Raw genomic sequence first — 24111 nt, forward strand, 5'->3', positions numbered from 1 at the left:
AGTCAACTAAAAATGGATATAAAGTTAATCTTTTAATTACTGAAAACAGATAGGTCGATATTCACTGAAAAGACATTAGAATACAGCGCCTCGCTAGAGTCTCCTATATCGGTAAGGGCATAATCTACGGCGATGCCTTTGTATTTAAAACCTATACCTATATTAGGCTGAAAGGTGACACTATCGTTGCCGTCTAGTTGTTGCACGTTTTGAAAATTACCTACTCCTGCTCGTACAAATACTAAGTCTGTAAAACCATATTCTAGACCTAGCGCTGGTGTAGCACTTACAGCACTGTTGGAGATAATATCATTAGTCTGTATGAAACGCATGTTTAAATCTACCTCGGCAGTTAGAACATGATCGTAGTGAAATGTAAAGGTTCTCGCGAGTCCTAGTTGTAATTTAGGTAATGTAATCTCGGTAGTTTCTGGTAATTCCTGATTTTGATTTTCTACAGCACCACTTATTTCTGCAAACTTCTCTTCGTCAATAGCCCATGTGTTATAGGTAGTCGTAATGTCGCGCGCCATGAAACCTACCTGCCAGTCGCCGCGTTTAAATTGTAATCCTACATCAAATCCAAAACCCCAAGAGTTTGCAAATTCACCTATGACGCGGCGTATAACTTTGGCATTTGCTCCATAAGAAAAGCCATCTAGTTTTGCTTCTCTGGCATAGGAGAACGTAAAAGCCCAGTCTGCAGTAGAAAAGGTAGAAATACGATCGTAATTTATGTTTCCTTGATCGTCTATAAGCTGTGTGGTGTTTAAAATGTCATCTACAGAAAATCGTATCACTGAAAAGCCAAAAGCACTTTGATCATCTATAGGCATGGCATATGCTCCATAATTAAATTGGGCAATGTTTGCAAAGTAGCTAGAGTGCATTAAAGATAGTTCTTGCTCTTCCATTCTTATTAATCCAGCAGGATTCCAGTAAACAGAATTTACATTATCTGTACTTGCGACTACCGCATTACTCATTCCTAGAGCTGCAGCATCTACTCCTATGTTTAGAAATTCGTTAGAATATGCTCTAGATGTCTGCGCTTGGGCACATACAGAGCATAAAGCAAATAGTAAAAAGTAATAATTTTTCAAGTACAAATTTTAGTAAGTCGCAAATATCTTAGTTTCTGAGTTAATAACTATGATAATCTGTGGATATTGCCTCAAAAGTAGGCAAAACACATCAGTAAAAAACTGCATATTTGTATCATGAAGAATTGGGTACCTAATATTATTACATTATTGAATCTGCTTTGTGGATGTATAGGAGCTATTTATGCATTTAATGACGAGCTTATTCTGGCTGGTATTTTTGTAGCAGCAGGAATATTTTTTGACTTTTTTGATGGTCTTGCCGCGAGATTGCTCCACGTTTCTAGCGAGCTAGGCAAACAACTGGACTCGCTTGCAGACATGGTTACTAGTGGTCTTGTACCAGGAATTGTCATGTATCAAATGTTGAGCGATGCAATAGGTAATAATATTATTCAGTTAAATGGAAATCAACTTATAGGTAATCATGAATTGTTTAATTACACATGGATTCCTATTTTAGGTTTCTTAATCACTTTAGGTAGTTGTTACCGACTGGCCAAATTCAATATAGACACCAGACAGACCGACTCTTTTATAGGAGTTCCTACACCGGCAAATGCCATTTTAATCATCTCATTAGGTATTATCGCACAAGATTACAACGCAGGCTGGGTGACAGAGGCGCTGACTAATCCTTATGTATTAACGATTATCACTATTTTCAGTGTTTATATTCTTAATGCAGAATTGCCTCTATTTGCTTTAAAGTTTAAAAGCTTCGGCTGGAAAGGAAATGAAATACGCTGGATCTTTATCGCTTTGTGTATTACATTAATAGGAACACTTCAAATTTATGCAGTACCTTGTATTATTGTAATTTATATTTTGATGAGTGTGGTGAATAATGTGATGAAGCGCAGCTAATTGGAGTTATATCTACCATTTATATTTCTAGGCCTTGCGTTTATCGTAATGTTTATTCACGTACGATGGTTGAAATGGTTTGGAGAGAAACAACCAAATAAGATCATTTTAAAGACAAAAATCATTAAAGATTATGGTTTAATTTTAATGCTTACCATGGCCGCGGTGATAAGCTTTATCCATATTTACTGTTGATTATTTCAATTTAAGATTTTCTAGTAGTACCATCCATCTTTGTTTAATATTTATACAAGTAGGAGTTAGCGTGCAGTTCCTGATTTATACTTTTTTAATAAGTTATCAAATACTAAACAAAACCCTACTCAAAAATCTTCTTCTTTCTCAACTCAAAATTCTGTCCTAGATAAACACGACGTACCACTTCATCTTCAGCAAGTTCTTCTGGAGAACCGTGTTTTAAGATCTTACCTTCGAACATTAAGTACGTGCGGTCAGTAATAGCGAGCGTTTCTTGTACGTTATGGTCAGTAATAAGAATACCTATATTTTTCTTAGTCAGTTGTGCAACTATTCTCTGTATATCTTCTACCGCGACTGGATCTACACCTGCAAATGGTTCATCTAGTAATATAAAAGTAGGGTCTGTTGCTAGCGCACGAGCTATTTCTGTACGGCGTCGCTCACCACCACTCAATAAATCACCATTTCTATTGCGACGGTCTTGTAGACTAAATTCTTCTAGAAGTTTCTCACAACGTTCTTTTTGTTCTTTCTTAGAAAGGTCAGTCAGTTGTAATACCCCTAATATATTTTCTTCTACAGTTAGTTTTCTAAAGATAGAAGCCTCCTGCGCTAGATAACCTATACCATTCTGTGCACGTTTGTACATAGGGTATTGTGTGATTTTTTTATCGTCCAGCCACACGTCACCACCAGTAGGTTTTACCAGTCCTACGGTCATGTAAAAAGAAGTGGTTTTACCAGCACCATTAGGCCCTAGTAATCCTACTATTTCTCCTTGATTCACTTCATAAGACACGCCCTTAACTACCGGACGACCTTTATAGGATTTCTGTAAATTATCAGCTCTTAGTTTCTTTCGCATGGAACAAATTTAGTTTTTTCAATTCTATATAGTGAATTCTATATTCAGAATTTATTAGATTGCATCATTAAATAAGGTAAAGCCAGTTTAAGAAGAGATTATTCGATACTAAAACGATATTTTTACCTAATAAAAACAACTAATGGAACTTCCTAGATTTCTTATGGGCGATAACGTTCATTATCCTGAAGATATTTTTGTCATTCACCTAGATTACCCAAGATTTATCATCAACCTCAAAGATGATGAGGTAGAGTTTCTAGAAGAGGTGACTAAAGAAGATGCCGAAGAGCTAGAAGAAGAAACTAAAAACCTTATCGAAGAAGCAAGCAGATTCTACGATGAGCAAATGGAACTTTACGAAAAGTAAATGGAAGATATCAAACAATTAGATTGGGACGCAACGCTTTTTCTTAACGATTGGGGTAATGATGCTGTAGATTTATTCTTCAACGTTGTTACTCATAAGTTGTATGCGATTCCTTTATATCTCTTTGTTTTATATATATTATATAAGAAACTGGGTACACGGAATCTAATTATTGCATTAATAGCTATCGCGTTATTAATAACTTGTAGCGACCAACTAGCTAGTTTTTTTAAAGATAGTATGGAAAGATTCCGTCCTTTTAGAGAGCCAGCGTTAGAAGGACTTATTTCTAAAGTAGGTAAGAGTGGTGGTACTTATGGATTTTATAGCGGTCATGCCAGCAGCGCCGTTGCGCTAGCCACATTCTTGTGGTTTCTATTAAAGAGAAAACATAAAACGATAGGTATCGTTATGATCGTCTGGTCAGTATTAGTAGCCTATAGCCGTGTGTATCTAGGGGTTCACTATCTAGGTGATGTGCTCATGGGCGCGTTTATGGGGCTTATTCTAGGTTTAATATTTGTATGGTTGTACGCTTTCGCGAAAGCGAGATACGGAATATCTACCACTATAAATTAACCATTTTTGAAAAGTAAATTCCATTTTGAAGTCCATACCCAATGGCAAAAAGATCAATTTGTTAATCCTAAAACTCATACTTCTACCATTGATGGAAAGGAAAGTATGAACGTAAGTGCCGCTAGAGAATTTAAAGGAGAGCCAGATAAACGCAATCCAGAAGATTTATTACTTAGTGCACTTTCTTCCTGTCATATGATGTCTTACTTTTATGTATGCCAGCAGCAAGGCATAGAAATTATAGATTATAAAGATACCGCAGTGGGTACACTAGAATTACGTGCAGACTCTAGCGGTGGTTTTACAGCAGTACAGTTAAATCCTGTAGTTACCATTAAAAATAAGAATCAAAAAACACTAGCTATACGTCTGCATGACAAAGCACACCAGCTTTGTTTTATCGCAAATTCAGTTAATTTTGAAATCTCAATTCAATCAGAAATTAAAATTTTATGATTTTTTTAAGAGTTGATTAAACTTTTTAAAAATCTTCTAGTCTTAAGATGTGAAGAGGTGCACGAAGTACTTCTATCAATTTAAATTGTTGACTATGAAACTACCCTCAAAAAAAATAATGTTGAACCTTATGCTTGTAGGGTTAACTTCTGGAGCATTACTAACTTCATGTGGCTCTGACGATGAAGGATCTGCAACCACAACAGACGATGATGGTGGTGTTGCAACCACAGAATTACACCCAGCCTTTGCAGACTTTGATTCAAATAATGTGACTGCTATGGTGAGCGGTTCTAGTTTTGTAATAGAAACTAATGGTTTACCTAATCATACCTCACCTTATTGGTCTAATACAAACACACGTTCTTTAACTGGTCCAGATGGAAACGTTATTGTAACTGGTCCAGCAGCTGCAGACCATATCTTATATGTAGACCCTACGGTAACGAGTGAGGCAGAAATGGCCCCTGGAAATATAGACGACTTTAATGGTTCTTATACTTTAACAGTTCCTGCATCTCCAGCATTAGCTTCTAACTCATCTGCTACAGGATTAGGAGCAATAGGAATCGCAGTAAGTGGTTCTGTTATTTATAATGACGAAGAAGGTCCCAATGTACCTCTGGATAATGCAGTAGGTTCTCTAGATTATACAGCTGCACATACAGGCCCACAGAGTTATCACTATCATTTAGAGCCTAAAGCTTTTTCTGATGATGATGACGCCTTAATAGGTATTATAAGCGATGGTTTCTTTATCTATGGTAGAAAAGATTATCCTTCTGGAAATTATCCAACAGATTTAGATGCGTCTGGTGGACATTTTGGGGCAACACCTCATAATGCAGATGGTGAATATCATTACCATATTCAAAACGAGTTATATTTAAGTCAATACTACATTATATTCCCAGGAGATTATCAAGGTACAGCAAATAACATACAGTAGTTTAGTTCTATTTTTTATCGCTTTAATGATAGGTTGTAAAAATGATTCTCAAATAGAGAATTCAATACAGCTAGTAGAAGTGGATAAAAAGGAATTGATTTTAAAACCTAATGAAGGGCTTCTTCTTTTTAAAGAGCAGCCCTTTACAGGATATGCTGTGCAATATTATCATAATGATGTAATGGCAGAGAAGATCGCTTACCTTAATGGCAAGCGTAATGGGATTTATAAAAAATGGTTTGAAACTGGATTACTCAGTTTTGAATCTAATTATAAAGACGGTTTACAAGACGGTACAACCAGATCGTGGTGGAGCAATGGGAATTTGAGATCTGTAGCTTTATTTGAAAATGGTATAGCACACGGTAAACAAACCCAATATTACAAGTCAGGTTCTATTTTTAAGGAAATGAACCTTAACAATGGACGTGAAGATGGTATGCAAACCGCTTATCGCAAAAACGGAAAAATCTACAATAATTATGAAGCAAAAAATGGCAGAATCTTTGGTCTTAAAAGAGCAACTCTTTGCTTTAACCTCGAGAACCAGTCTGTGGTGTCTGATACTTTGTAGTGTTTTATTTATTTCTAGTTGTAAAACAGAACCGGAAGAAACAACGACATTAAGAGTACAACAAAATGAAAGTAGAGTAGAAGCATTACCATATTATGGCGAGGCTAGTTTTACTCCACACTGGTTTTCTAGTGATAGTGATTCTCTAAAAGACTTTCATAAAATCCCAGATTTTGAGTTGACTAATCAAAATGGGGAAGTTGTTACTAATAAGACCTTTGATAATAAAATCTACATTACAGATTTCTTTTTTACAGTATGCCCAGGTATATGTCCTAAAATGGCAGAAAATATGACTCGTATTCAAGAGGAGTTTTTACAGAGTGATGATGTTATGTTACTATCTCATTCCGTAACTCCAGATTTTGATACGCCAGAGATTTTACAGAAATATGCAGAAAGAAAAAAGGTGAATCCTAATAAATGGCATCTGGTTACAGGTAATAAAGAAGTAATCTATAATTTAGGAAGAAATGAGTACTTTGTAGAAGAAGATCTGGGAGAAATAAAAAGTAATGATGATTTTTTACACACAGAGAACTTTATTCTAGTAGATAAAAATCGTCATATACGAGGTATTTATAATGGTTTAAACACCACATCGATTAACCATCTTATAGCAGATGTAAAGACATTACAAAACGAACAATAATCTTTAATTACTTATTATAAAATCCATCTTTAAAACAAGATTTAAATCTCGTTTTTAAAGATGGATTTTTTGATTTTAATAAAACTTCAAAGCGCTTTCTGTCATGTGTCTAGGTATATCAAAAGCATCAACTAATTGCTGGCTTTCTTCTTTTAACTCTTTACAAAGTTTTGCAACAAGCTTATTTATGGCTAAAGATTTTGATCCTGATATGTAATCATGTTCTAGATACCATCCTCTATTTTTTTCTATGAGATGCAATGCATATAAATTTTTAAGAGATGTCAGTACTTCTTTTACGCTGTCATCTTTTTGCTCATCAATAGTAACAATAAATCGTTCTAGAACCACTCGATCTATATAGGCACTTGCCATATCAATTAAATGTACTTGAACATCTAGGAAGGCGTCATAACTATCCATTCCATTTTTAATTTTTTTACTTAATCGCATAGCAAGTGAGCGTAAAGAGAACTCTTCTCGATATGTAAAGGCATCGGTCTGAAACTCGTTGCTTAATAAATGATCTTCTGACGTATCTCTAGTTACGATAGGATTCAACTCACTTAAATTAGTAGAAGCAATACTAGATATATATTTGAGAGTATCCCACCAGTCCATTTTACCAAATTGCTTTTTAAAATAGGTTAAACGACTTTTAGCTGTGAGTTGTAATAACACAGTATTATCTCCTTCAAATGTGGTAAATATGTCTGTATCTGCTTTAAGTAGATCAAAATACATTTCACTTAAATATCCTTTTCCTCCACAAGATTCTCTACATATCTGTATAGTTTCTGTAGTATTCCATGTGCTCAGAGCTTTTAATCCTGCTGCAAGTGCTTCTACTTGCTGGCTATCTGCTTCTTTATTATTTGAATAATCATTTAATAAGAAATCATGAGCAAAGTCATAAGCAAAGACATTTGCAATTAACGGCATCAATTTCTTTTGATGTGTAGGATAATCCATAACAGATTGCTCTTCTTTCCCTGGTGGTCCGAATTGTTTGCGATCTAGTGCAAAATAAACAGCCATATTCAAAGCCTTTTTTGCAGCAGATTGTCCTGCTATAGGTACACAAAGTCTTCCACCTACTAGAGTTCCTAGCATGGTGAAGAAACGTTTAGAAGAACTGCTTATAGGGCTGGTGTATTTATCGTCTTCATCAATATCTCCAAATTTATTCAGTAAATTTTCTTTTGGAATTTTTACCGCTTTGAAATGTAATGTACCGTTATCGACACCGTTTAATCCCATCTTATGACCGTTGTCACCTATGGTAATATTATCTAAGGTATTTCCTTTACTATCTCGTATAGGGACTAGAAAAGCATGAATACCATGCTCTTCTTCATTCACTATAAGTTGAGCAAACACGGTTGCCATTTGAGCATGCATGCCAGCATTACCTATGTAAGTTTTTCTATCGTGTTGAGATGGAGTGTTTATGATAAAGGTTTTATCATCCGGTTGATATATAGCTGTGGTCTGTAATGCTTTTACATTACTACCATGATGCATTTCCGTCATGGCAAAACAACCTGGCAATGCCATCGTACCTATATCTTTTAAGTACTTATCATGATGCATCTTAGTACCCAACGATTCTACACTACCACCGAATAATCCAAAATGAACCCCAAACTTGATCGTTAGACTCAAATCATACTTAGATATCTCTTCAAAAACAGCAGCATATTTTGGCATAGAGCCAGATCCTCCATAAGCTGGTGGATAGGCTAGATTTCCTAAACCTGCGTTTGCTAATTCTTTACACCATTTTAGTACTTTCTCTTTTCGCGTTTTTAAATCGTCATCATAACTTTCTATAGATTCTTTATGAAGATCAAGAATACTTTGTACTCTAGATTTAATGTCTGGATGCCCATGTTGTAAAAGAGCTTTTAAAGGTTCAGAATACGCTTTTTTAGATAAGTCTTCTGTAGGTAAGTAGGTAGAAGTTACAGGATCGTTTTCATAAACAGATCGCAATGCTTCACGACTTACTATTCCCAGATAATCTTCTATTAAATGAAGCGATTCTTTAGTTTCATCATTTACCCAATCTTCTGTGTCTTCCTTCTTTGCAAGTTGTGTACCAATGGAAAATAAATCTGATTTTTCAGACGGATTTAATAGATCTGCATTTTGCTTTATGTAATTTTTCCAATAAGCCAGTACTCGAGCAGACGGCGGATTTTGAGGATTCAACCATTTACAAACCATATCTTTGGTTTCTGGTTTTATGGTTTTGTTCTCATTAATTTTTTTATTGATAAAATTTATTTCGGTCTCTTCTAGAATACCATCAGCCCATGCAATATATAATAAAGGTAAAAATGGTAATAAGGGATCTTGTATGGAAACTGACATGGTTTTAATTTTAAATTATCAATGCTTTTTTAAGAATGATAAAAGATACTTTAAAAATTAATTATGCACCAATATTTAACGTATTCTATGAGTAGAGTTCTTTTATCCTCATCTGAGGAAAGGAGCTCAATAAGTATTAAGGATATGAAAGGCTCCTTGCCTTAGAAAAGGCGAGGACAGATTGGCCTCGCGGCAGCAGCCGTGATGGAATCAGGAGTGGTTGAAAGATGTTTGTAAAAAGAAAGATCTTAGAATCATTTCAAATATCGCGCCTATCCTTTCCGACCATAACTCGCTACCGCTCCTTTCGCCCACCTTTCCTTACCTAAGGAAAGGAGCTCAATAAGTATTAAGGAAATGAAAGGCTCCTTGCCTTAGAAAAGGCGAGGACAGATTGGCCTCGCGGCAGCAGCCGTGATGCAATCAGGAGTGGTTGAAAAGTGCTTGTATTAAGAAAGATCTTAGAATCATTTCAAATATCGCGCCTATCCTTTCCGACCAAAACTCGCTACTGCTCATTTTACCTACCTTTCCTTACCTAAGGAAAGGTGCTCAATAAGTATTAAGGATATGAAAGGCTCCTTGCCTTAGAAAAGGCGAGGACAGATTGGCCTCGCGGCGGCAGCCGTGATGGAATCAGGAGTGGTTGAAAGATGTTTGTAAAAAGAAAATACTTAGATCTAATTACCAACACCGTATCCACCTTTCTTCAAATAAGGAAAGGAGCTTTTAGAATGAGTAGTGAATTTAGAATTAAACTATTTTACTCCCAAAATCTCATCCACCGTATTTGCGGTCACACTGTGATAGTTGCCTCTAGCGGTTTTGTAAATTTCTAGGGCTTCGTCTATTCTGTCCGCTTTCGCGAAAGCGTTAAAAAGAGTAGTAACATACCAACGTCTTCCTACGGTATTCAAGAATTCTGAAATTTTAGAATCAACATCGTTACCATCATAACCGTTTAAAATAGACTGCTCAAACCATACCATACTGATATATGAATTGCTAGAGTTGGTAAAATCAAAGCTGTCGTCCAGTTGTTTCATTTGCTCTAAAGTTATACTTGGAGGGAAATTGCGTACGAAATGAACCCATTCTTGTGGTGTCCAGTTTTGTGTTGCAGCAGTGTCTATTTTATTTGTTTTTAAAAACTGCTCTAGTGTATTTTCTACATTAAAAAATGCATCAGATTCTATGACAGCTGCATTATCTGGAATGCCTGGTTGATAAATCCATTCTTCCGTATTAAAAGAGATGTTGTTTTTATCTATTAAGTTCTCATTGAGGTAAACGATAAAGTCTTCTGTATTAGTGGTGGAAAAAGCGTTCTTCTTAAAATATGATTTTAGAAAAGCGTCCATTTGCTCGCGACCTACTTTTTCTTCCAGCGTGCGTAAAAACAGATAACCTTTATCATAAGCGATGCTGTTCATACCATCATCTGGATTGCGGCCTTTTAAATCTAGTTTTAATTTTGTGTCATTAGGTGACTCGCTCAATGCTTCTAACTCGTCCTCAAGATCCTGACGACCGATTAACGCAAGCATATTTGCGCGATCTTTACCGTAAAGCGCTTCCATGATTCTAGTTTCAAAATAAACGGTAAAACCTTCATTGAGCCAGAAATCGTTCCAAGTTGCGTTAGTTACTAAATTTCCAGACCAAGAATGAGCCAACTCATGTGCCACAAGAGAAGTCAAGCTTTTATCTCCTGCAATAACTGTAGGCGTAGCAAAGGTCAATCGAGGATTTTCCATACCACCGAAAGGAAAACTAGGTGGCAGCACAATCACATCAAATTGTTCCCAATCATAAGCACCGTATAAATTCTCTGCCGTGACAACCATTTTTTCCATATCAGAAAACTCTTCGTGTACTTTGTCCAGCATTGATTTCTCAGCATAAACACCAGTACGTTTGCTTATCGCTTTGTATTCTATATCACCTACGGCAAGCGCAATGAGGTATGCTGGTATAGGCTGTTCCATCTTGAATTTGTAAACGCCATCTGCTGTTTTCTCTTTAGGATTTTCAGCACTCATAACTGCCATAAGCCGTGAAGGAACTTTTACAGTCGCATCATATGTAATACGTATTTGCGGACTGTCCTGAATAGGAATCCAGGTACGTGTTAAAATGGCTTGACCTTGTGTAAATAGAAACGGATTCGTCTTGTCTGCCGTTTGTTGAGCAGTGAGCCATTGCAAAGCTTCTGTTTTTGCAGTGGTTTTATAGGTAACCGCTATTTTCTGAGTGTCTCCTTTAATGGCAATAGTTAACGGCTGCCCTAAAGTAGCATCCATCTCACCTAATTTAAAAGTAGTCGCTACACCATTTGCGGTTACGCTTTCAATTTCTAAAAATTTACTGTCTAGAATGATTTGATTACTACCATTATTTATAACATCATAAGTTGCGGTACCGCTAATTATTTGTGTATCAAAATCTACATTAATATCTAGATCTAGATGTGTCGTCACGGCATCGTTAGGTTGTGCGTAAGAATGGGATTCTTCTAGGTAGGTTTTTGCTTCCTTGATGACTTCTATGGATTGTTTATTTTCTTGACAGCTTGTAATTATGAATAGGGTTGCTAGAAATAGAAAAAAGGTATTTTTCATTTGTGAGGTTTTGATAGTGCTAAGATAAGATTACGTTTTCTTAAATGTATGATGTCATATTAAATATGCTAGGTTTAATACGTGCGTGGCATACGTGGAATGTTTTAAAGACCTTAGTTCTCTTCAAAAAAGGGCTATTACATTTTCGGTAAAAAGTGCAATCCATAATCCCAAGTAGCCAAGCCATTAAAATGCTTGAAAACATTTTATGAATATAGGTTGGATATCAGCCATACGCTTATTATCTGGATTTTTTTTAGGAACTTTTTTAATCACAGTGGTTACGACATATTTATTCCATATGTATATGATAATTCCAACAAGTAATAACATTATTAGTTTTTCTAGAATTGTCATATCAATAAATTTAAATCTTAAATTATCCAGTTTTGGATGTTAAACACTTGTGATTCCTTTTTTCAATAAAAGTCAAATCACAACCTTAACAATTCTCCAGCCGCGTCAAAAGGGCTTTTTACTTTACCTAAAACCTCTTTCTCTAGAACTACGAGTTTTGAGATCACTTCTGGGCGGTTATAGAAGTTGGTTTTAATGGCGTCTTCTATGGTCTGATGGAACCAGTAGAGTTCTTGTGCGTTGCGTTTTTTTGTAAAGCTTTTGTTATCGGTTGCGTGTGCTTTGTAATTGTTGATTTCTTCTATGACTTCTGTAATACCTATTCCATTTAATCCGCTGCAGGTAAATACTTGTGTAGGCCACTCATGGTCTTTTTGTGGCATGAGGTGTACCGCATTTTTGAATTCGCGTCTGGCGTGCTTTGCGGCAAGTTGATTATCACCATCTGCTTTGTTGATGATTATGGCGTCTGCCATTTCCATAATACCGCGTTTTATACCTTGTAAATCATCGCCTGCGCCTGCGAGTTTGAGGAGTAGGAAAAAGTCGGTCATGGAGTGGACTGCGGTCTCGCTTTGTCCCACACCTACAGTTTCTACTATGATAAAGTCGTATCCTGCTGCCTCGCAAAGTATGATTGCCTCACGTGTCTTGCGTGCCACGCCGCCTAAAGTTGTTCCTGCAGGGCTAGGTCTTATGAAAGCTTGGTCGCTTTTAACCAATTCTTCCATTCTTGTTTTGTCGCCTAGAATACTGCCTCGTGATATGTTACTCGATGGATCTATGGCTAGCACGGCTACTTTCTTGCCGTGTTCTATGAGCTGCCTTCCTATTGATTCTATAAAGGTAGATTTTCCTACGCCTGGCACTCCTGTTATTCCTAGTCTAAAGGATTTTCCTGAATAGGGTAGGGCTTGTTGTATAATCGCTTTCGCGAAAGCGGAATCACCACCAGCAGTACTCTCCACTAAAGTAATCGCACGACTCAATGCACTTACGTGACCAGAATGTAGCTCGCTAAAAAGTTGCTCCACATTTACCGCTTCTTTTTTACGTTTTAAATTAGGATTGATATGAGAATTTTGAGACAAGTAGGTGGTGTTTAAAGGCTGATTGATTCACAAATTTAAGTGAAGTTATAGAAATTAAAGAAGCCCTTTAAATTTTCTATGAAATACTTATGGGTATATTACATATAACTGGAGGGAATTCTTACGATAAAATCTGCTGTTTCAAATAATATACACCATAAATGGCTGTTAAAAACTTGGTCTTATAATCAATTACTAATAGAGACTTATTTATAAAGTGGATTTTCATGAATTCTAAATTAATAAAAATAGTAAAAGAGTATTGTAAAAATCTAATTGAAAATAGTCATTGTAAAAACTATTCTTTTCATAACTGGTTGCATACTCGCAATGTCGCTCTTGCTTGCTCTCAAATTGCACAGCAAGAAGAAATGGATGATACCTCTAGAGAGTTACTTATTATCGCGGCCTATTTTCATGATACAGGTAACGCGATAACTATAGAAGGTCACGAAGAGTTGAGTTGCACATTTGCCGAGAGATTTCTAAAAAAGCATGATTATCCAGAAGATAAAATCCTTATCATAAAGAATTTAATTAAGGTGACTAAACTATCTCAAACACCACAAAACCACTTAGAACAAATCATGTGTGATTCTGATTTGAGCCATTTAGGTAGCGTGAATTTTATGGATTTAAACAGCAATTTACGTGCAGAGTGGCAGCACACGATGTCTTTAAATTTCACAGATCAGGAATGGTTAGATTTAAATCTATCCTTTTTAGAAAATCATCATTTCTACACCCAATATGCACAATCCCAGTTTACTCCAAAACTGGCTAGGAATATTTCTAAGTTGAAAGAGAAATTTGCCTAATCTACCTAATAAGTTTTTATTGATTTAAAAGAGTTTTTAGATTCCGCTTTCGCGAAAGCGAGATCACAATCATCCTTTTCTTAATAAGAGTTATGTTCTTATTTTTTAGTAAAACTTAAAGCGATTTTCCCACCTATAAAAGCCATAGGAATATAAGCTGCTACTACATCTAGCACGGTAAACCATAGCGGTCCAGGCAACATGATATTTACGGCAATACCGCCCAATAAGAACAGTACACCGATAGCTAAAGCAAATTTCATTTTATGATTTGCCGCAATAAGTGCAGCAATGATAGCACCTACCAGAGTACCCAGTGCGTGTGCTAGAAATGGAAATATAAAATATTGAGCATCTAGAGTAGGCATAATCTGTGCAAAAGCCTCCATATCGTTAGGGTCTAAACCTTCTATAGGGTAGATCTTATGACCGAGAGTAATGAAACCCATATTTACGGCACTACCTATAAGCCAGCCTGTGATAATGGCGATAATATTTCTAAAAAGAGGTTTCATAATAGTTGATTTAGGATTTAAAAATAGCTCTTTTCTTTTTCATGGTTTTAGATTCTTTTCATACATCGTGTCGATCCTTTCCGAGTCTCGGCTTTGCCGAGACCCACCTATCCTTATCTAAGGAAAGGAGCTTTTGAGTATCTAGAGTTTTAATTGCTCCTTGCCTTAGAAAGGGCGAGGACAGATTGGCCTCGCGGCACCAGCCGTGATGGAATCAGGAGTGGTTGAAAAGTGCTTGTATTTAGAAAGGTCTTAGAATCATATCAAACATTGTGTCGATCCTTTCCGACCAAAACTCGCTACCGCTCATTTTGCCCACCTTTCCTTACCTAAGGAAAGGAGCTTTTGAGTATCTAGAGTTTCAATGGCTCCTTGCCTTAGAAAAGGCGAGGACAGATGGGCCTCGCGGCACCAGCCGTGATGCAATCAGGAGTGGTTGAAGGATGATGGAAATCACTAACTAAGTTCATTCTAGACGACAATGCTTCTTAATATCTGATAGTACATGATCTAATTCTTCAAAGACATACTTATTTTCATACCTTAAAATAGTGAAACCCAAATTGGTTAAATCAGCATCTCTTTTTTCATCTTTCTGAAATTGATTAGGTTCATCATGATAATTACCATCTAACTCGATGATCAATTTGAATTTTGCACAATAGAAATCAACAATAAAATTTTTGATAGAATGTTGTCTTCTAAATTTTAGACCATGAATCTTTTGAGTCTTGAGCTGAGTCCATAAAAATGCCTCAGCCGGTGTTAAGCTTTTACGCAAAGATTTACGATGATTTTTAAGATGTGGTAAATCATGAATAGGTTTTCTTTGCTTCATGATATGAATATAATAAAATCGTCACGACTATTTCAAAGATCGCGTCTATCCTTTCCGACCAAAACTCGCTACTGCTCATTTTGCCCACCTTTCCTTATCCAAGGAAAGGAGCTGTTGAGTATCTAGAGTTTAAATGGCTCCTTGCCTTAGAAAAGGCGAGGACAGATTGGCCTCGCGGCACCAGCCGTGATGCAATCAGGAGTGGTTGAAAAGTGTTTGTATTTAGAAAGGTCTTAGAATCATTTCAAACATCGCGCCGATCCTTTCCGAGTCTCGGCTTTGCCGAGACCCACCTTTCCTTATCTAAGGAAAGGAGCTTTTGAGTATCTAGAGTTTTAATTGCTCCTTGCCTTAGAAAAGGCGATGACAGAACGAACTGTTATAAAATCATACCAAAATGTTAATCATGAAACCTTAAAACCATTATTGTTTTAACTTTATGAATTGATAAAACAGTTTTACATATTATCGAATAAGACAAAGGCTGTTTCTCGGTTGTCATATAACAGAGATATTTATCAGCTTTGATCAAATAGAAGTAATGTTGCTGTTTAAATTTTAATATGATGGAAAATAAAAACCTTGTTTACGTTTTAACTAGAATAACAATAGGAGTAAGTATGCTAGGCCATGGGCTGGTACGCTTGCCTAAAATCGCCCAGTTTAGTGAAGGAATGGCAAAGAAATTTGCCGACTCTATGCTGCCGGATTTTATTGTTTCTCCTTTTGGGTATGCACTTACCGTTGCAGAGTTTGCTATAGGAATTCTATTAGTTCTAGGTTTGTTTACTAAAAAAGCTTCGGTAGCTGGTATGGTGGTAATGATCTCTTTAATTTTTGGCAGTTGTCTTGTAGAGAATTGGGTAGTTATAAATTCGCAATTGATCCACGCCGCATTTTTTGCATTTCTAATTTGGTTTTTACATTTGAATAGCTGGTCATTAGATGGTTTGTTTAAGAAAAAAGTAAGTTAGATTATTCTAAATTTCTTTATAAAAAAAAATGCCTCACTTTTCAGAGAGGCATTTTTTGTTCTCGCTTTCGCGAAAGCGGAAATCTATTCCAACTAAGCTTTTTTATCTAAAACCCATTGTCCAGAATTGATTAAAGGTAGCGCAGCTTTATACTTTGCTTCTTTAGTTTCTCCTGTCATCACGTTTTTGATAATCACCTTATCGTTACGACCTATTTTAGGTTGGTCGCGAGTGATAGTTTCTGTTACTTGTGGACGTTGTTGCTGTTGACTCGCACCAGCTCCTACGGCTCTAGCTTTAGCAGCCTGCTCGTCACTATTGAGAACTTCTTCTTTTTGCGTGTTAGTCTTTTCAACTTGTTTCTGTCTTGCCTCGCTTATTGCTGCGGCATCTCTAGATGGTAAATCACCTTTAAACATGAAACCTATTACGTCCTTGTTCACTTTGTCAATCATTACTTTGAATAATTCAAAAGCTTCAAACTTATAGATAAGTAAAGGATCTTTTTGCTCGTGAACAGCTAGTTGTACACTCTGCTTTAACTCATCCATTTTACGTAAGTGCGTTTTCCACGCTTCGTCTATAATGGCAAGGGTGATATTTTTCTCAAAGTCAGTTACTAAAGAACGTCCTTCAGAATCATATGCTTCTTGTAAATTAGTCGCAACATTAAGAGTTTTAATACCGTCTGTAAAAGGAACCGCGATACGCTCATAGTTGCGCTCGTCATTTTCCATTACGTTTTTGATGACAGGATATACCTCAGAAGCAGTACGCTCCATTTTTTGCTTATAGTGTTCATAAGCGGCATAGTATATAATATCTGTTATCGTCTTATCATCTTTGGCAGCAAATTCTTCTTCTGATATTGGGCTACTCATTGAGAAATAGCGGATTAATTCAAACTCGAAGTTTTTGAAGTCTTGAGCTTGTTTATTACCGTTAGTAATGTTCTCTGATATATCATAAATCATGTTTGCGATATCAACCGCAAGACGATCACCGAATAATGCATTGTGACGTCGCTTGTAAATTACTTCACGTTGCGCGTTCATTACATCATCATACTCTAATAATCTTTTACGAACACCGAAGGCATTTTCCTCCACCTTAGATTGTGCACGTTCAATAGATTTAGAAATCATAGAATGCTGAATTACTTCACCTTCTTTCATTCCTAATCTATCCATAGTCTTAGCCATACGCTCAGAACCAAATAGTCTCATTAAGTTATCTTCTAGAGATACATAGAATTGAGAGCTTCCTGGATCACCCTGACGACCAGCACGACCACGTAACTGTCTGTCTACACGACGAGAGTCATGACGCTCTGTACCTATAATAGCAAGACCACCAGCTGCTTTTACCTCGTCGGATAATTTAATATCTGTACCACGACCAGCCATGTTTGTTGCAATAGTTATTTGTCCTGGATTACCAGCCTCAGCAACGATGTCTGCCTCGCGTTTGTGCTGCTTTGCATTCAATACGTTATGATCTATTCCTGCTCTTTGTAATGTTCTACTAAGAAGCTCTGAAATATCTACAGAAGTAGTACCTATAAGTACTGGGCGTCCAGCTGCTTTTAACTTAGTTACTTCTTCTATAACAGCACCGTACTTTTCACGTTTTGTCTTGTAAACAAGATCCTGTCTATCATCACGTGCGATAGGTCTGTTAGTAGGTATTTCTACTACATCTAGTTTATAGATTTCCCAGAATTCACCAGCTTCAGTTACCGCAGTACCAGTCATACCTGATAACTTTCTATACATACGGAAGTAATTCTGTAAAGTAATAGTGGCAAAGGTTTGGGTAGCATCTTGAATTTTTACATTCTCTTTTGCTTCAATAGCCTGGTGTAGTCCATCGCTGTAACGACGTCCTTCCATAGCACGACCAGTTTGCTCATCTACAATTTTGATATCTTGACCTTGTACGATATACTCTGTATCTTTTTCAAAAAGAGTATAGGCTTTAAGTAATTGGTTAAGGGTGTGAATACGTTCTGACTTTACAGAAAATTCACGGAAAAGCTCTTCTTTCTTCTCAGCTTCTTCCTCTGCAGATAGGCCTGCATTCTCGATACGGTTAATTTCCATACCAACTTCTGGCATAACAAAGAAATCAGGCTGGTCTTCACCAGATAAGAATTCTATACCTTTATCAGTAAGTTCTACTTGGTTGTTTTTTTCATCTATAACAAAGTAAAGTGCCTCATCTACTTTAGGCATTTCACGGTTGTTATCTTGCATATAGAAATTCTCTGTTTTTTGAAGTAAGGTTTTGATACCTTCTTCACTTAAGAATTTGATTAATGCTTTATTTTTAGGTAATCCACGGAAAACACGTAGTAATTGTTTACCACCTTCTTTTGCATCGCCGTCTGCAATAAGCTTTTTAGCTAGTGCAAGAGTTTGTACCAGTTCTTTTCTCTGTACATTAACGATGTTATCTACTGGAGCTTTTAATACATCATATTCTTGACGGTCACCTTGTGGTACTGGTCCAGAAATAATCAATGGAGTACGAGCGTCATCTATAAGAACAGAATCGGTCTCATCAATAATCGCATAGTTATGCTTGCGTTGTACTAAATCTTTAGTCGCATGCGCCATGTTATCACGTAGGTAATCAAAACCGAACTCGTTGTTAGTACCGTAAGTAATATCTGCAAGATATGCCTGACGTCTTTCTTCAGAATTAGGTTTGTGATAATCGATACAGTCTATAGAAAGACCGTGGAATTCAAAAAGAGGTCCTATCCATGCACCATCACGTTTTGCTAGGTAATCATTTACGGTAACTACGTGTACACCATTACCAGTAAGTGCGTTAAGGTAAACAGGTAAGGTGGCAACAAGTGTTTTACCTTCTCCAGTTTGCATTTCGGCTATTTTACCACTGTGTAAAGTTGCACCACCTATTAATTGAACATCATAATGAATCATGTCCCAAGTGATTGCTTTACCAGCAGCATCCCAAGAATTTTGCCATATAGCATGATCGTTATCTAGGCTAACATAGTCTACTGTACCAGATAATTCACGATCTCTAGCGGTAGCGGCTACTCTTAATTCAGAATTATGGAAGAAACGTTTTGCAGTTTCTTTAACTACAGCAAATGCCTCAGGCATGATCTCGTTAAGAACGGCTTCAGTTTGCTCATAAGCTACATCTTGTAATTGATCTATTTCATTATAGATTTCTTCACGTTTATCGATGTCTTCTTCGTTCTCTGCAGTTTCTTTAAGTGAAGCTATTTTAGAAAGCGTGTCAGCCTTTGCAGCGGCAATTTTTTCTTTAAACTCTACCGTTTTATGTCTTAATTCATCAATGGTAAGCTTCTCTAGAAGAGGCTCAAATTTGAGAATTTTGTTTACAATAGGCTGTAATTCTTTTATATCTTTCTTAGACTTATCGCCTACGAATACTTTTAAAACGGAATCTAATAGTCCCATGGTTTTTATTTATTTGATTTATAACAGTTTAAAAAATACAAACTGCTCGTGCTAATATCTGAAATTAAAGCAAAAAAAAAGCCTCTTTTGGAGACTTTTTATCCGATACTATGATCGTTAGTATTCGTCCTCATTCCAGAGGTAATCGTCGTCTGTAGGATAATCTGGCCAGATCTCTTGAATAGACTCATATAAGTCACCTTCATCTTCAATGGCTTGTAAATTTTCCACTACCTCTAAAGGTGCTCCAGTGCGAATTGCATAATCAATCAATTCATCTTTCTCTGCAGGCCAAGGCGCATCACTTAAATAAGATGCCAGTTCTAGTGTCCAATACATATTTTTACTCGTTAAGTTTTTTGCAAAAATAAACTTCTCGTCGATTTATGCAAGTTATTTTTACTTTGATTTCAAGATTTACAAGAGCGTCTAAGCTTTTGAAAATCAAAATGTTTGCTGAAAATGCTCATCAGTTGCCCCACATTGTTATTTTCTTTTATACAGATGTTACTGTTATCGCGACTTACGAGCGCTAGTTACAGTTTCTGAATAAAATGAAAATCAGTATTTATTTGGGATCCATTTTATCTCTTCGGCTTGTAAGTCTTTAGACAATTTACGTGCCAATACAAATAGGTAGTCAGATAGTCGGTTGAGATATCTTAAAACTTGTGGATCTATAGGCGTGATCTCATTAAGTTCTGAGGCTAAGCGTTCTGCCCTACGACAAACCGTTCTTGTAATATGACAATATGACACAGATGGATGGCCGCCAGGTAGTATGAAATGAGTCATAGGTGGCAATTCCTTATCCATATCGTCCATTTCGGTTTCTAACATGTTTATTTCTTCATCACTAATTTTTGAGATGTTAAGTCGGTCTTTGCCATTTTTAAGCGTTTCCTTTTCTGGTGGAGTAGCAAGAATAGCGCCTAGTGTAAATAAATGATGTTGAATGAGATTGATAATTTTACCAGTATGTGCTGATATTTCTTGATCTCTTATAAGTCCCATCCATGAGTTGAGCTCATCTACAGTACCGTAACTATCTATTCTTAAATTATGCTTAGGTACTCGTGTACCACCGAATAGTGCTGTAGTACCTTTGTCTCCTGTCTTAGTATATATTTTCATTGCGTCGTTTATAAAATCTCTTCTCATAATCTCGTTTCTTGTTGGTTCTTTTAAAAGCATTACGACTAGCAGTGCCTAAAAAATACAATGCAGCCATTCCACTAAAGAATAAAAACGGAATCATAGTTAAGGTTAAACATCAAAGATAGGGAAGAGGTATTCTAAAATAAAGGTAAGCACTAAACAAAAAAAATCTCAAAATTGCTTTTGAGATTTTTAATGAGTTTTTATAATTATTAGAACTTTAAAGTAACGTCTACTTCAAAATCGTCATATATAAAATTATCTCCTAATCCAGAAAAGAAACTCCTAGAGCCATACTTTACATTATACTTACTGCGATCTATTATTATTTGTGCTGTGGCAGTGTCTTCTGCAGTAGTAAGGTCAAAGGTGATGGAATTTGTGATACCTTTTACAGTTAAGTCAGCACTAACTTTATATGGAGAGCTTGTATTATCTACTTTAGTTATTTTTAAAGTAGCTGTGTCATGTGTTGCAGTAGAGAAGAAGTCGTCACTTTTTAAGTGTCCTTCTAACTTTGCTTTATTATCACCAGATAGATCTGTTACCTCTAGGCTGCTCATATTTATAATAAATTCTCCACCAGTAAGCTGGTTGTTATTAAATTCTAGCTGTCCAGATTTTAAGTCGATAGTACCGTTGTGACTACCACCAAATTTCTTACCGGTCCATATAGCAGTACTCGTCTCGGTATTTACTGTTTTAACTTCTTTGTTGATTAAGCTTGTTCCTGCAACAACGGCAAGTATCATAGCTGATTTAAAAATAATGTTCATAGGTATTAAATTAATTGTTTATATGTTATTTGTTTGTACAAGTATTAGGGTAAATGTTTTATATTTTTTCTAATTCATTAATTAAAGCGGTCATAGAATCTTCATTTAAGTCTTTAGTTATTTCGGCTTCGGCGGTATTAACTTTATCATCTAGAATGGCTAGTACATCTAGCCCTTTCTTTGTTATAGTAAGTTCTATTTGTCTTCTATCATTAGGACACTGTTTGCGATCTACATATTTTTTATCGACTAGTTTATCGATAACTCTTGTTGTATTTGAATTTGCGTGAATCATATCTTTACTCACGTCTTGTAAACTTGCAGCTTTCCCTTTGCGACCTCTTAAAATACGTAAAACGTTAAACTGTTGTAAAGTGATACCTTGTTCCTTAACTGTAGAGCTTATGGTCTCAGTGACTTTGGCTCCTTTCTTTATGATAGTAGTTATTAGCTTTCGCGAAAGCGGAATAGAAGAATCATCTATACTCATATTAGTTATTTACTATTGTATTAATTGTTGGTACAAATATATTTAAGATTTACTGATTTAATGATATGAAAATGTTAAAGTTGATTTTACAAAAATGTTAAGAAATATTGCGTAATTTGATTACGACATTTACTCAATAATAGAGATGTTAGAAACGTTATAATTAAAACTAAACGACTATGAAAAAGTATTTAATGATTTGCTTATTACTTATTGGGACGATGGGTGTAGCACAAACGGATGACGGTTTTGGTATCAAAGCTGGATTAAATTATGGGTCTACTGGTGATTTAAAGGAGAATGGAAGAACCATTATTGATAATCCAGATGAAAAGTTAGGATATCACATAGGAGTATTCGGTAAACTAGATTTAGGACCTATTTATTTAAGACCAGAAATACAATATACAAAATTGAGTAATGAGTATAATGGAGTAACATTTGACTTACAGAAGTTAGATGCTCCTATTTTAGTAGGGTTTAATGTTATAGGTCCACTTCATGTATTTGCCGGTCCGTCTTTACAGTATGTACTTGATACAGATTTAGAAGACGTAGAATTAAGTGATGTGTCAGAAGATTTTACTGTTGGAGCTCAATTTGGTGTAGGTGTTAATATAGGTAATCTAGGTATAGATGTGCGATATGAACGTGGTTTTAATGACAACGAGGTTTCTTTTATAAATAATAATATATCCATAGGAGGACCGGTAACTATAGATACTAGACCAGAGCAAATTATTGTTGCTTTAAGCCTTAAATTATAATAGATAAATTTATAAGAGTCTGTCTCAGTATGGACTCTTATAAATTATTTATTTCTCTAGTGATATTATCTCTAGCCTTAGATTCATAAAGGTTATAAAACTCATCGGTTTTAAAAATGCGATCTTGTTCTAAAAAATGCTGCATAGCTTTTTTACGTGCAGGGTTATAGATGAAGTTAGGGTAGATGCTGTATTCTTTTCTTACGTTTTCAGTATATAGTTGATAAACGTTGTTTTTATGACCTAAAATGGCCAGATCGATATCTATAAGAAGATTAGTATCCGGATCTGTTAAGCTCGTTGCGTGATTCTTAGTGGCATTTATCTGATTTTTACATAGCTCTATATGTTTAAAATCAGTTTTAGAAAGGTGCTTTTCAAGAATCAGTGCACTTTGATATTCGTTATCTTTTTTAGTAGACTTATAAATAACATCGTGGTAAAAAACACTTAAAATTAACGCATCACTGTTTAAAGGAATAATACTCGATTGAGCTAATTCCTTGAGCATGAATCTTAAGTGATTTCTATTATGATAAAATCTAGAACTAGAGTTGTATTGATTTATGATATAGTTATAGCATTCATTTATATAATCTATATCATTAGTATAGTTATATAATGTGTTATAAAATAAATCTCTCAAACTGATTTTACTTAAACTCTATCTTATCTATAAGAAGTTCAAAAGTTTCTTCTTCACCATTACCTATGAAAAGCGTTAATTCATCTATCATGGTATGATGAAAGTTTTCCATATTTAACTGACGGCCTCTATAAGATGGTATCATCTCATCTACTTCTAGTTCTACAGTCTCCCATTCTCCAGTAGTAGGGAATGCGATAATGTAAGAATGGTAGTCCGATTCTGTTTCTTTAAAACGTAGCTGGTAATTTTTACCATCACCTTTGATTCTTAGGACTGCAATAGATGTGTCTCCTAATTTAGTGTCTGGACAGTCGTATTTTACCGAAGCAAAACCACCGTCATTTTTAAGAGTAACTTTACCACTGAAAACGGCATGACCTTCTTCATTAAGTTCAAAAGAACTTTTTGAAGTACCTCCCATTACTGTATCGTTTAAGACACTCCAATTTTCTAAATCGCTTTTAGAATCAAAATCAAATAATACATTGTTGACCATCATAGGCGGAAAGATAAGGTATAGATTGCTTTACAGTTTCTTATTTTAAGCTCTTTTTTATCCATTTTTATCTCTTTAAGCCCTGCTATCGGTAAGGTTAAGATTTTT

The 24111-nt window shown here is 35.7% G+C and carries 24 protein-coding genes; 10 read left to right on the forward strand and 14 right to left on the reverse strand.

The genetic code is table 11. The features are described 5' to 3' along the window. Positions 1-32: 32 nt before the first annotated feature. Entirely contained in the window at positions 33-1103 is a 1071-nt protein-coding gene (locus tag ABJF08_RS14270) for a PorV/PorQ family protein (protein ID WP_348116931.1), read from the reverse strand. Positions 1104-1220: 117 nt separating this feature from the next. Between ABJF08_RS14270 and ABJF08_RS14275 the strand changes: the two genes are divergently transcribed. Beyond that, entirely contained in the window at positions 1221-1970 is a 750-nt protein-coding gene (locus tag ABJF08_RS14275; RefSeq protein ID WP_348116932.1) for a CDP-alcohol phosphatidyltransferase family protein, read from the forward strand. A 319-nt stretch (positions 1971-2289) separates the two neighbouring features. On the opposite strand, the gene lptB is transcribed toward ABJF08_RS14275, so the two are convergent. Beyond that, complete coding sequence (lptB, locus tag ABJF08_RS14280) at positions 2290-3036, reverse strand: LPS export ABC transporter ATP-binding protein (RefSeq protein WP_104516607.1); 747 nt, start codon at positions 3034-3036, stop codon at positions 2290-2292. A gap of 142 nt (positions 3037-3178) precedes the next feature. Between lptB and ABJF08_RS14285 the strand changes: the two genes are divergently transcribed. From ABJF08_RS14285 to ABJF08_RS14310, 6 genes are all read left to right on the forward strand, one after another. Beyond that, positions 3179-3406, forward strand: a complete 228-nt coding sequence (locus ABJF08_RS14285) for a hypothetical protein (RefSeq protein WP_104516606.1) — start codon at positions 3179-3181, stop codon at positions 3404-3406. Continuing rightward, positions 3407-3985: a phosphatase PAP2 family protein gene (locus ABJF08_RS14290; RefSeq protein WP_348116933.1), complete on the forward strand. Its 579-nt coding sequence runs from the start codon at positions 3407-3409 to the stop codon at positions 3983-3985. 6 nt (positions 3986-3991) lie between these two features. Further along, complete coding sequence (locus tag ABJF08_RS14295; protein WP_348116934.1) at positions 3992-4441, forward strand: OsmC family protein; 450 nt, start codon at positions 3992-3994, stop codon at positions 4439-4441. A gap of 130 nt (positions 4442-4571) precedes the next feature. Beyond that, positions 4572-5390 carry a YHYH protein gene (locus tag ABJF08_RS14300; RefSeq protein ID WP_348116935.1) on the forward strand — a complete coding sequence of 273 codons (819 nt, stop codon included), beginning with the start codon at positions 4572-4574 and terminating at the stop codon, positions 5388-5390. A gap of 25 nt (positions 5391-5415) precedes the next feature. Continuing rightward, entirely contained in the window at positions 5416-5964 is a 549-nt protein-coding gene (locus ABJF08_RS14305) for a toxin-antitoxin system YwqK family antitoxin (protein WP_348116936.1), read from the forward strand. Next, positions 5885-6616, forward strand: a complete 732-nt coding sequence (locus ABJF08_RS14310; RefSeq protein WP_348116937.1) for an SCO family protein — start codon at positions 5885-5887, stop codon at positions 6614-6616. The genes ABJF08_RS14305 and ABJF08_RS14310 overlap by 80 nt, the downstream gene beginning before the upstream one ends. Before the next feature lie 75 nt (positions 6617-6691). On the opposite strand, the gene ABJF08_RS14315 is transcribed toward ABJF08_RS14310, so the two are convergent. The 3 genes from ABJF08_RS14315 to meaB form a co-directional block, all read right to left on the reverse strand. Next, positions 6692-8992: an acyl-CoA dehydrogenase gene (locus tag ABJF08_RS14315; RefSeq protein WP_348116938.1), complete on the reverse strand. Its 2301-nt coding sequence runs from the start codon at positions 8990-8992 to the stop codon at positions 6692-6694. 758 nt (positions 8993-9750) lie between these two features. Next, on the reverse strand, positions 9751-11613 hold the full coding sequence (locus ABJF08_RS14320; RefSeq protein ID WP_348116939.1) for a M1 family metallopeptidase: 1863 nt from the start codon (positions 11611-11613) through the stop codon (positions 9751-9753). 434 nt (positions 11614-12047) lie between these two features. Continuing rightward, a complete protein-coding gene (gene meaB / locus ABJF08_RS14325; protein ID WP_348116940.1) occupies positions 12048-13061 on the reverse strand; it encodes a methylmalonyl Co-A mutase-associated GTPase MeaB in 1014 nt (337 codons plus the stop codon). 227 nt (positions 13062-13288) lie between these two features. On the opposite strand from meaB, the gene ABJF08_RS14330 reads away from it, so the two are divergent. Beyond that, complete coding sequence (locus tag ABJF08_RS14330) at positions 13289-13879, forward strand: HD domain-containing protein (protein WP_348116941.1); 591 nt, start codon at positions 13289-13291, stop codon at positions 13877-13879. A 98-nt stretch (positions 13880-13977) separates the two neighbouring features. Here ABJF08_RS14330 and ABJF08_RS14335 read toward each other — a convergent pair whose 3' ends face one another. Continuing rightward, entirely contained in the window at positions 13978-14394 is a 417-nt protein-coding gene (locus ABJF08_RS14335; RefSeq protein ID WP_348116942.1) for a hypothetical protein, read from the reverse strand. A 466-nt stretch (positions 14395-14860) separates the two neighbouring features. Continuing rightward, on the reverse strand, positions 14861-15232 hold the full coding sequence (locus ABJF08_RS14340; RefSeq protein ID WP_348116943.1) for an endonuclease domain-containing protein: 372 nt from the start codon (positions 15230-15232) through the stop codon (positions 14861-14863). Positions 15233-15798: 566 nt separating this feature from the next. On the opposite strand from ABJF08_RS14340, the gene ABJF08_RS14345 reads away from it, so the two are divergent. Continuing rightward, positions 15799-16206: a DoxX family protein gene (locus tag ABJF08_RS14345; protein WP_348116944.1), complete on the forward strand. Its 408-nt coding sequence runs from the start codon at positions 15799-15801 to the stop codon at positions 16204-16206. A 92-nt stretch (positions 16207-16298) separates the two neighbouring features. On the opposite strand, the gene secA is transcribed toward ABJF08_RS14345, so the two are convergent. The 5 genes from secA to ABJF08_RS14370 form a co-directional block, all read right to left on the reverse strand. Continuing rightward, positions 16299-19667, reverse strand: coding sequence for a preprotein translocase subunit SecA (secA, locus tag ABJF08_RS14350; protein ID WP_348116945.1), 3369 nt, complete (start codon positions 19665-19667; stop codon positions 16299-16301). 117 nt (positions 19668-19784) lie between these two features. After that, the gene (locus ABJF08_RS14355) at positions 19785-20006 is read right to left on the reverse strand and encodes a DUF2795 domain-containing protein (protein ID WP_015360681.1); all 222 of its coding nucleotides are present in this window, start codon (positions 20004-20006) and stop codon (positions 19785-19787) included. Positions 20007-20228: 222 nt separating this feature from the next. Next, entirely contained in the window at positions 20229-20801 is a 573-nt protein-coding gene (locus tag ABJF08_RS14360; protein WP_348116965.1) for a cob(I)yrinic acid a,c-diamide adenosyltransferase, read from the reverse strand. A gap of 236 nt (positions 20802-21037) precedes the next feature. After that, positions 21038-21601, reverse strand: a complete 564-nt coding sequence (locus ABJF08_RS14365; RefSeq protein WP_348116946.1) for a YceI family protein — start codon at positions 21599-21601, stop codon at positions 21038-21040. Between the two features lie 58 nt (positions 21602-21659). Beyond that, positions 21660-22091 (reverse strand): MarR family transcriptional regulator, encoded by a 432-nt coding sequence (locus ABJF08_RS14370; RefSeq protein ID WP_348116947.1) that lies wholly within the window; start codon positions 22089-22091, stop codon positions 21660-21662. Positions 22092-22270: 179 nt separating this feature from the next. Here ABJF08_RS14370 and ABJF08_RS14375 point away from each other — a divergent pair, with 179 nt between their 5' ends. Next, entirely contained in the window at positions 22271-22858 is a 588-nt protein-coding gene (locus ABJF08_RS14375; protein WP_348116948.1) for a porin family protein, read from the forward strand. Positions 22859-22895: 37 nt separating this feature from the next. On the opposite strand, the gene ABJF08_RS14380 is transcribed toward ABJF08_RS14375, so the two are convergent. Both ABJF08_RS14380 and ABJF08_RS14385 read right to left on the reverse strand, forming a co-directional pair. After that, positions 22896-23504, reverse strand: a complete 609-nt coding sequence (locus ABJF08_RS14380; protein ID WP_348116949.1) for a hypothetical protein — start codon at positions 23502-23504, stop codon at positions 22896-22898. A gap of 7 nt (positions 23505-23511) precedes the next feature. Beyond that, on the reverse strand, positions 23512-24006 hold the full coding sequence (locus ABJF08_RS14385; RefSeq protein ID WP_348116950.1) for a CIA30 family protein: 495 nt from the start codon (positions 24004-24006) through the stop codon (positions 23512-23514). Positions 24007-24111: the final 105 nt, after the last annotated feature.

The organism is Nonlabens sp. (genome assembly GCF_039941875.1).
Lineage (GTDB): Bacteria > Bacteroidota > Bacteroidia > Flavobacteriales > Flavobacteriaceae > Nonlabens.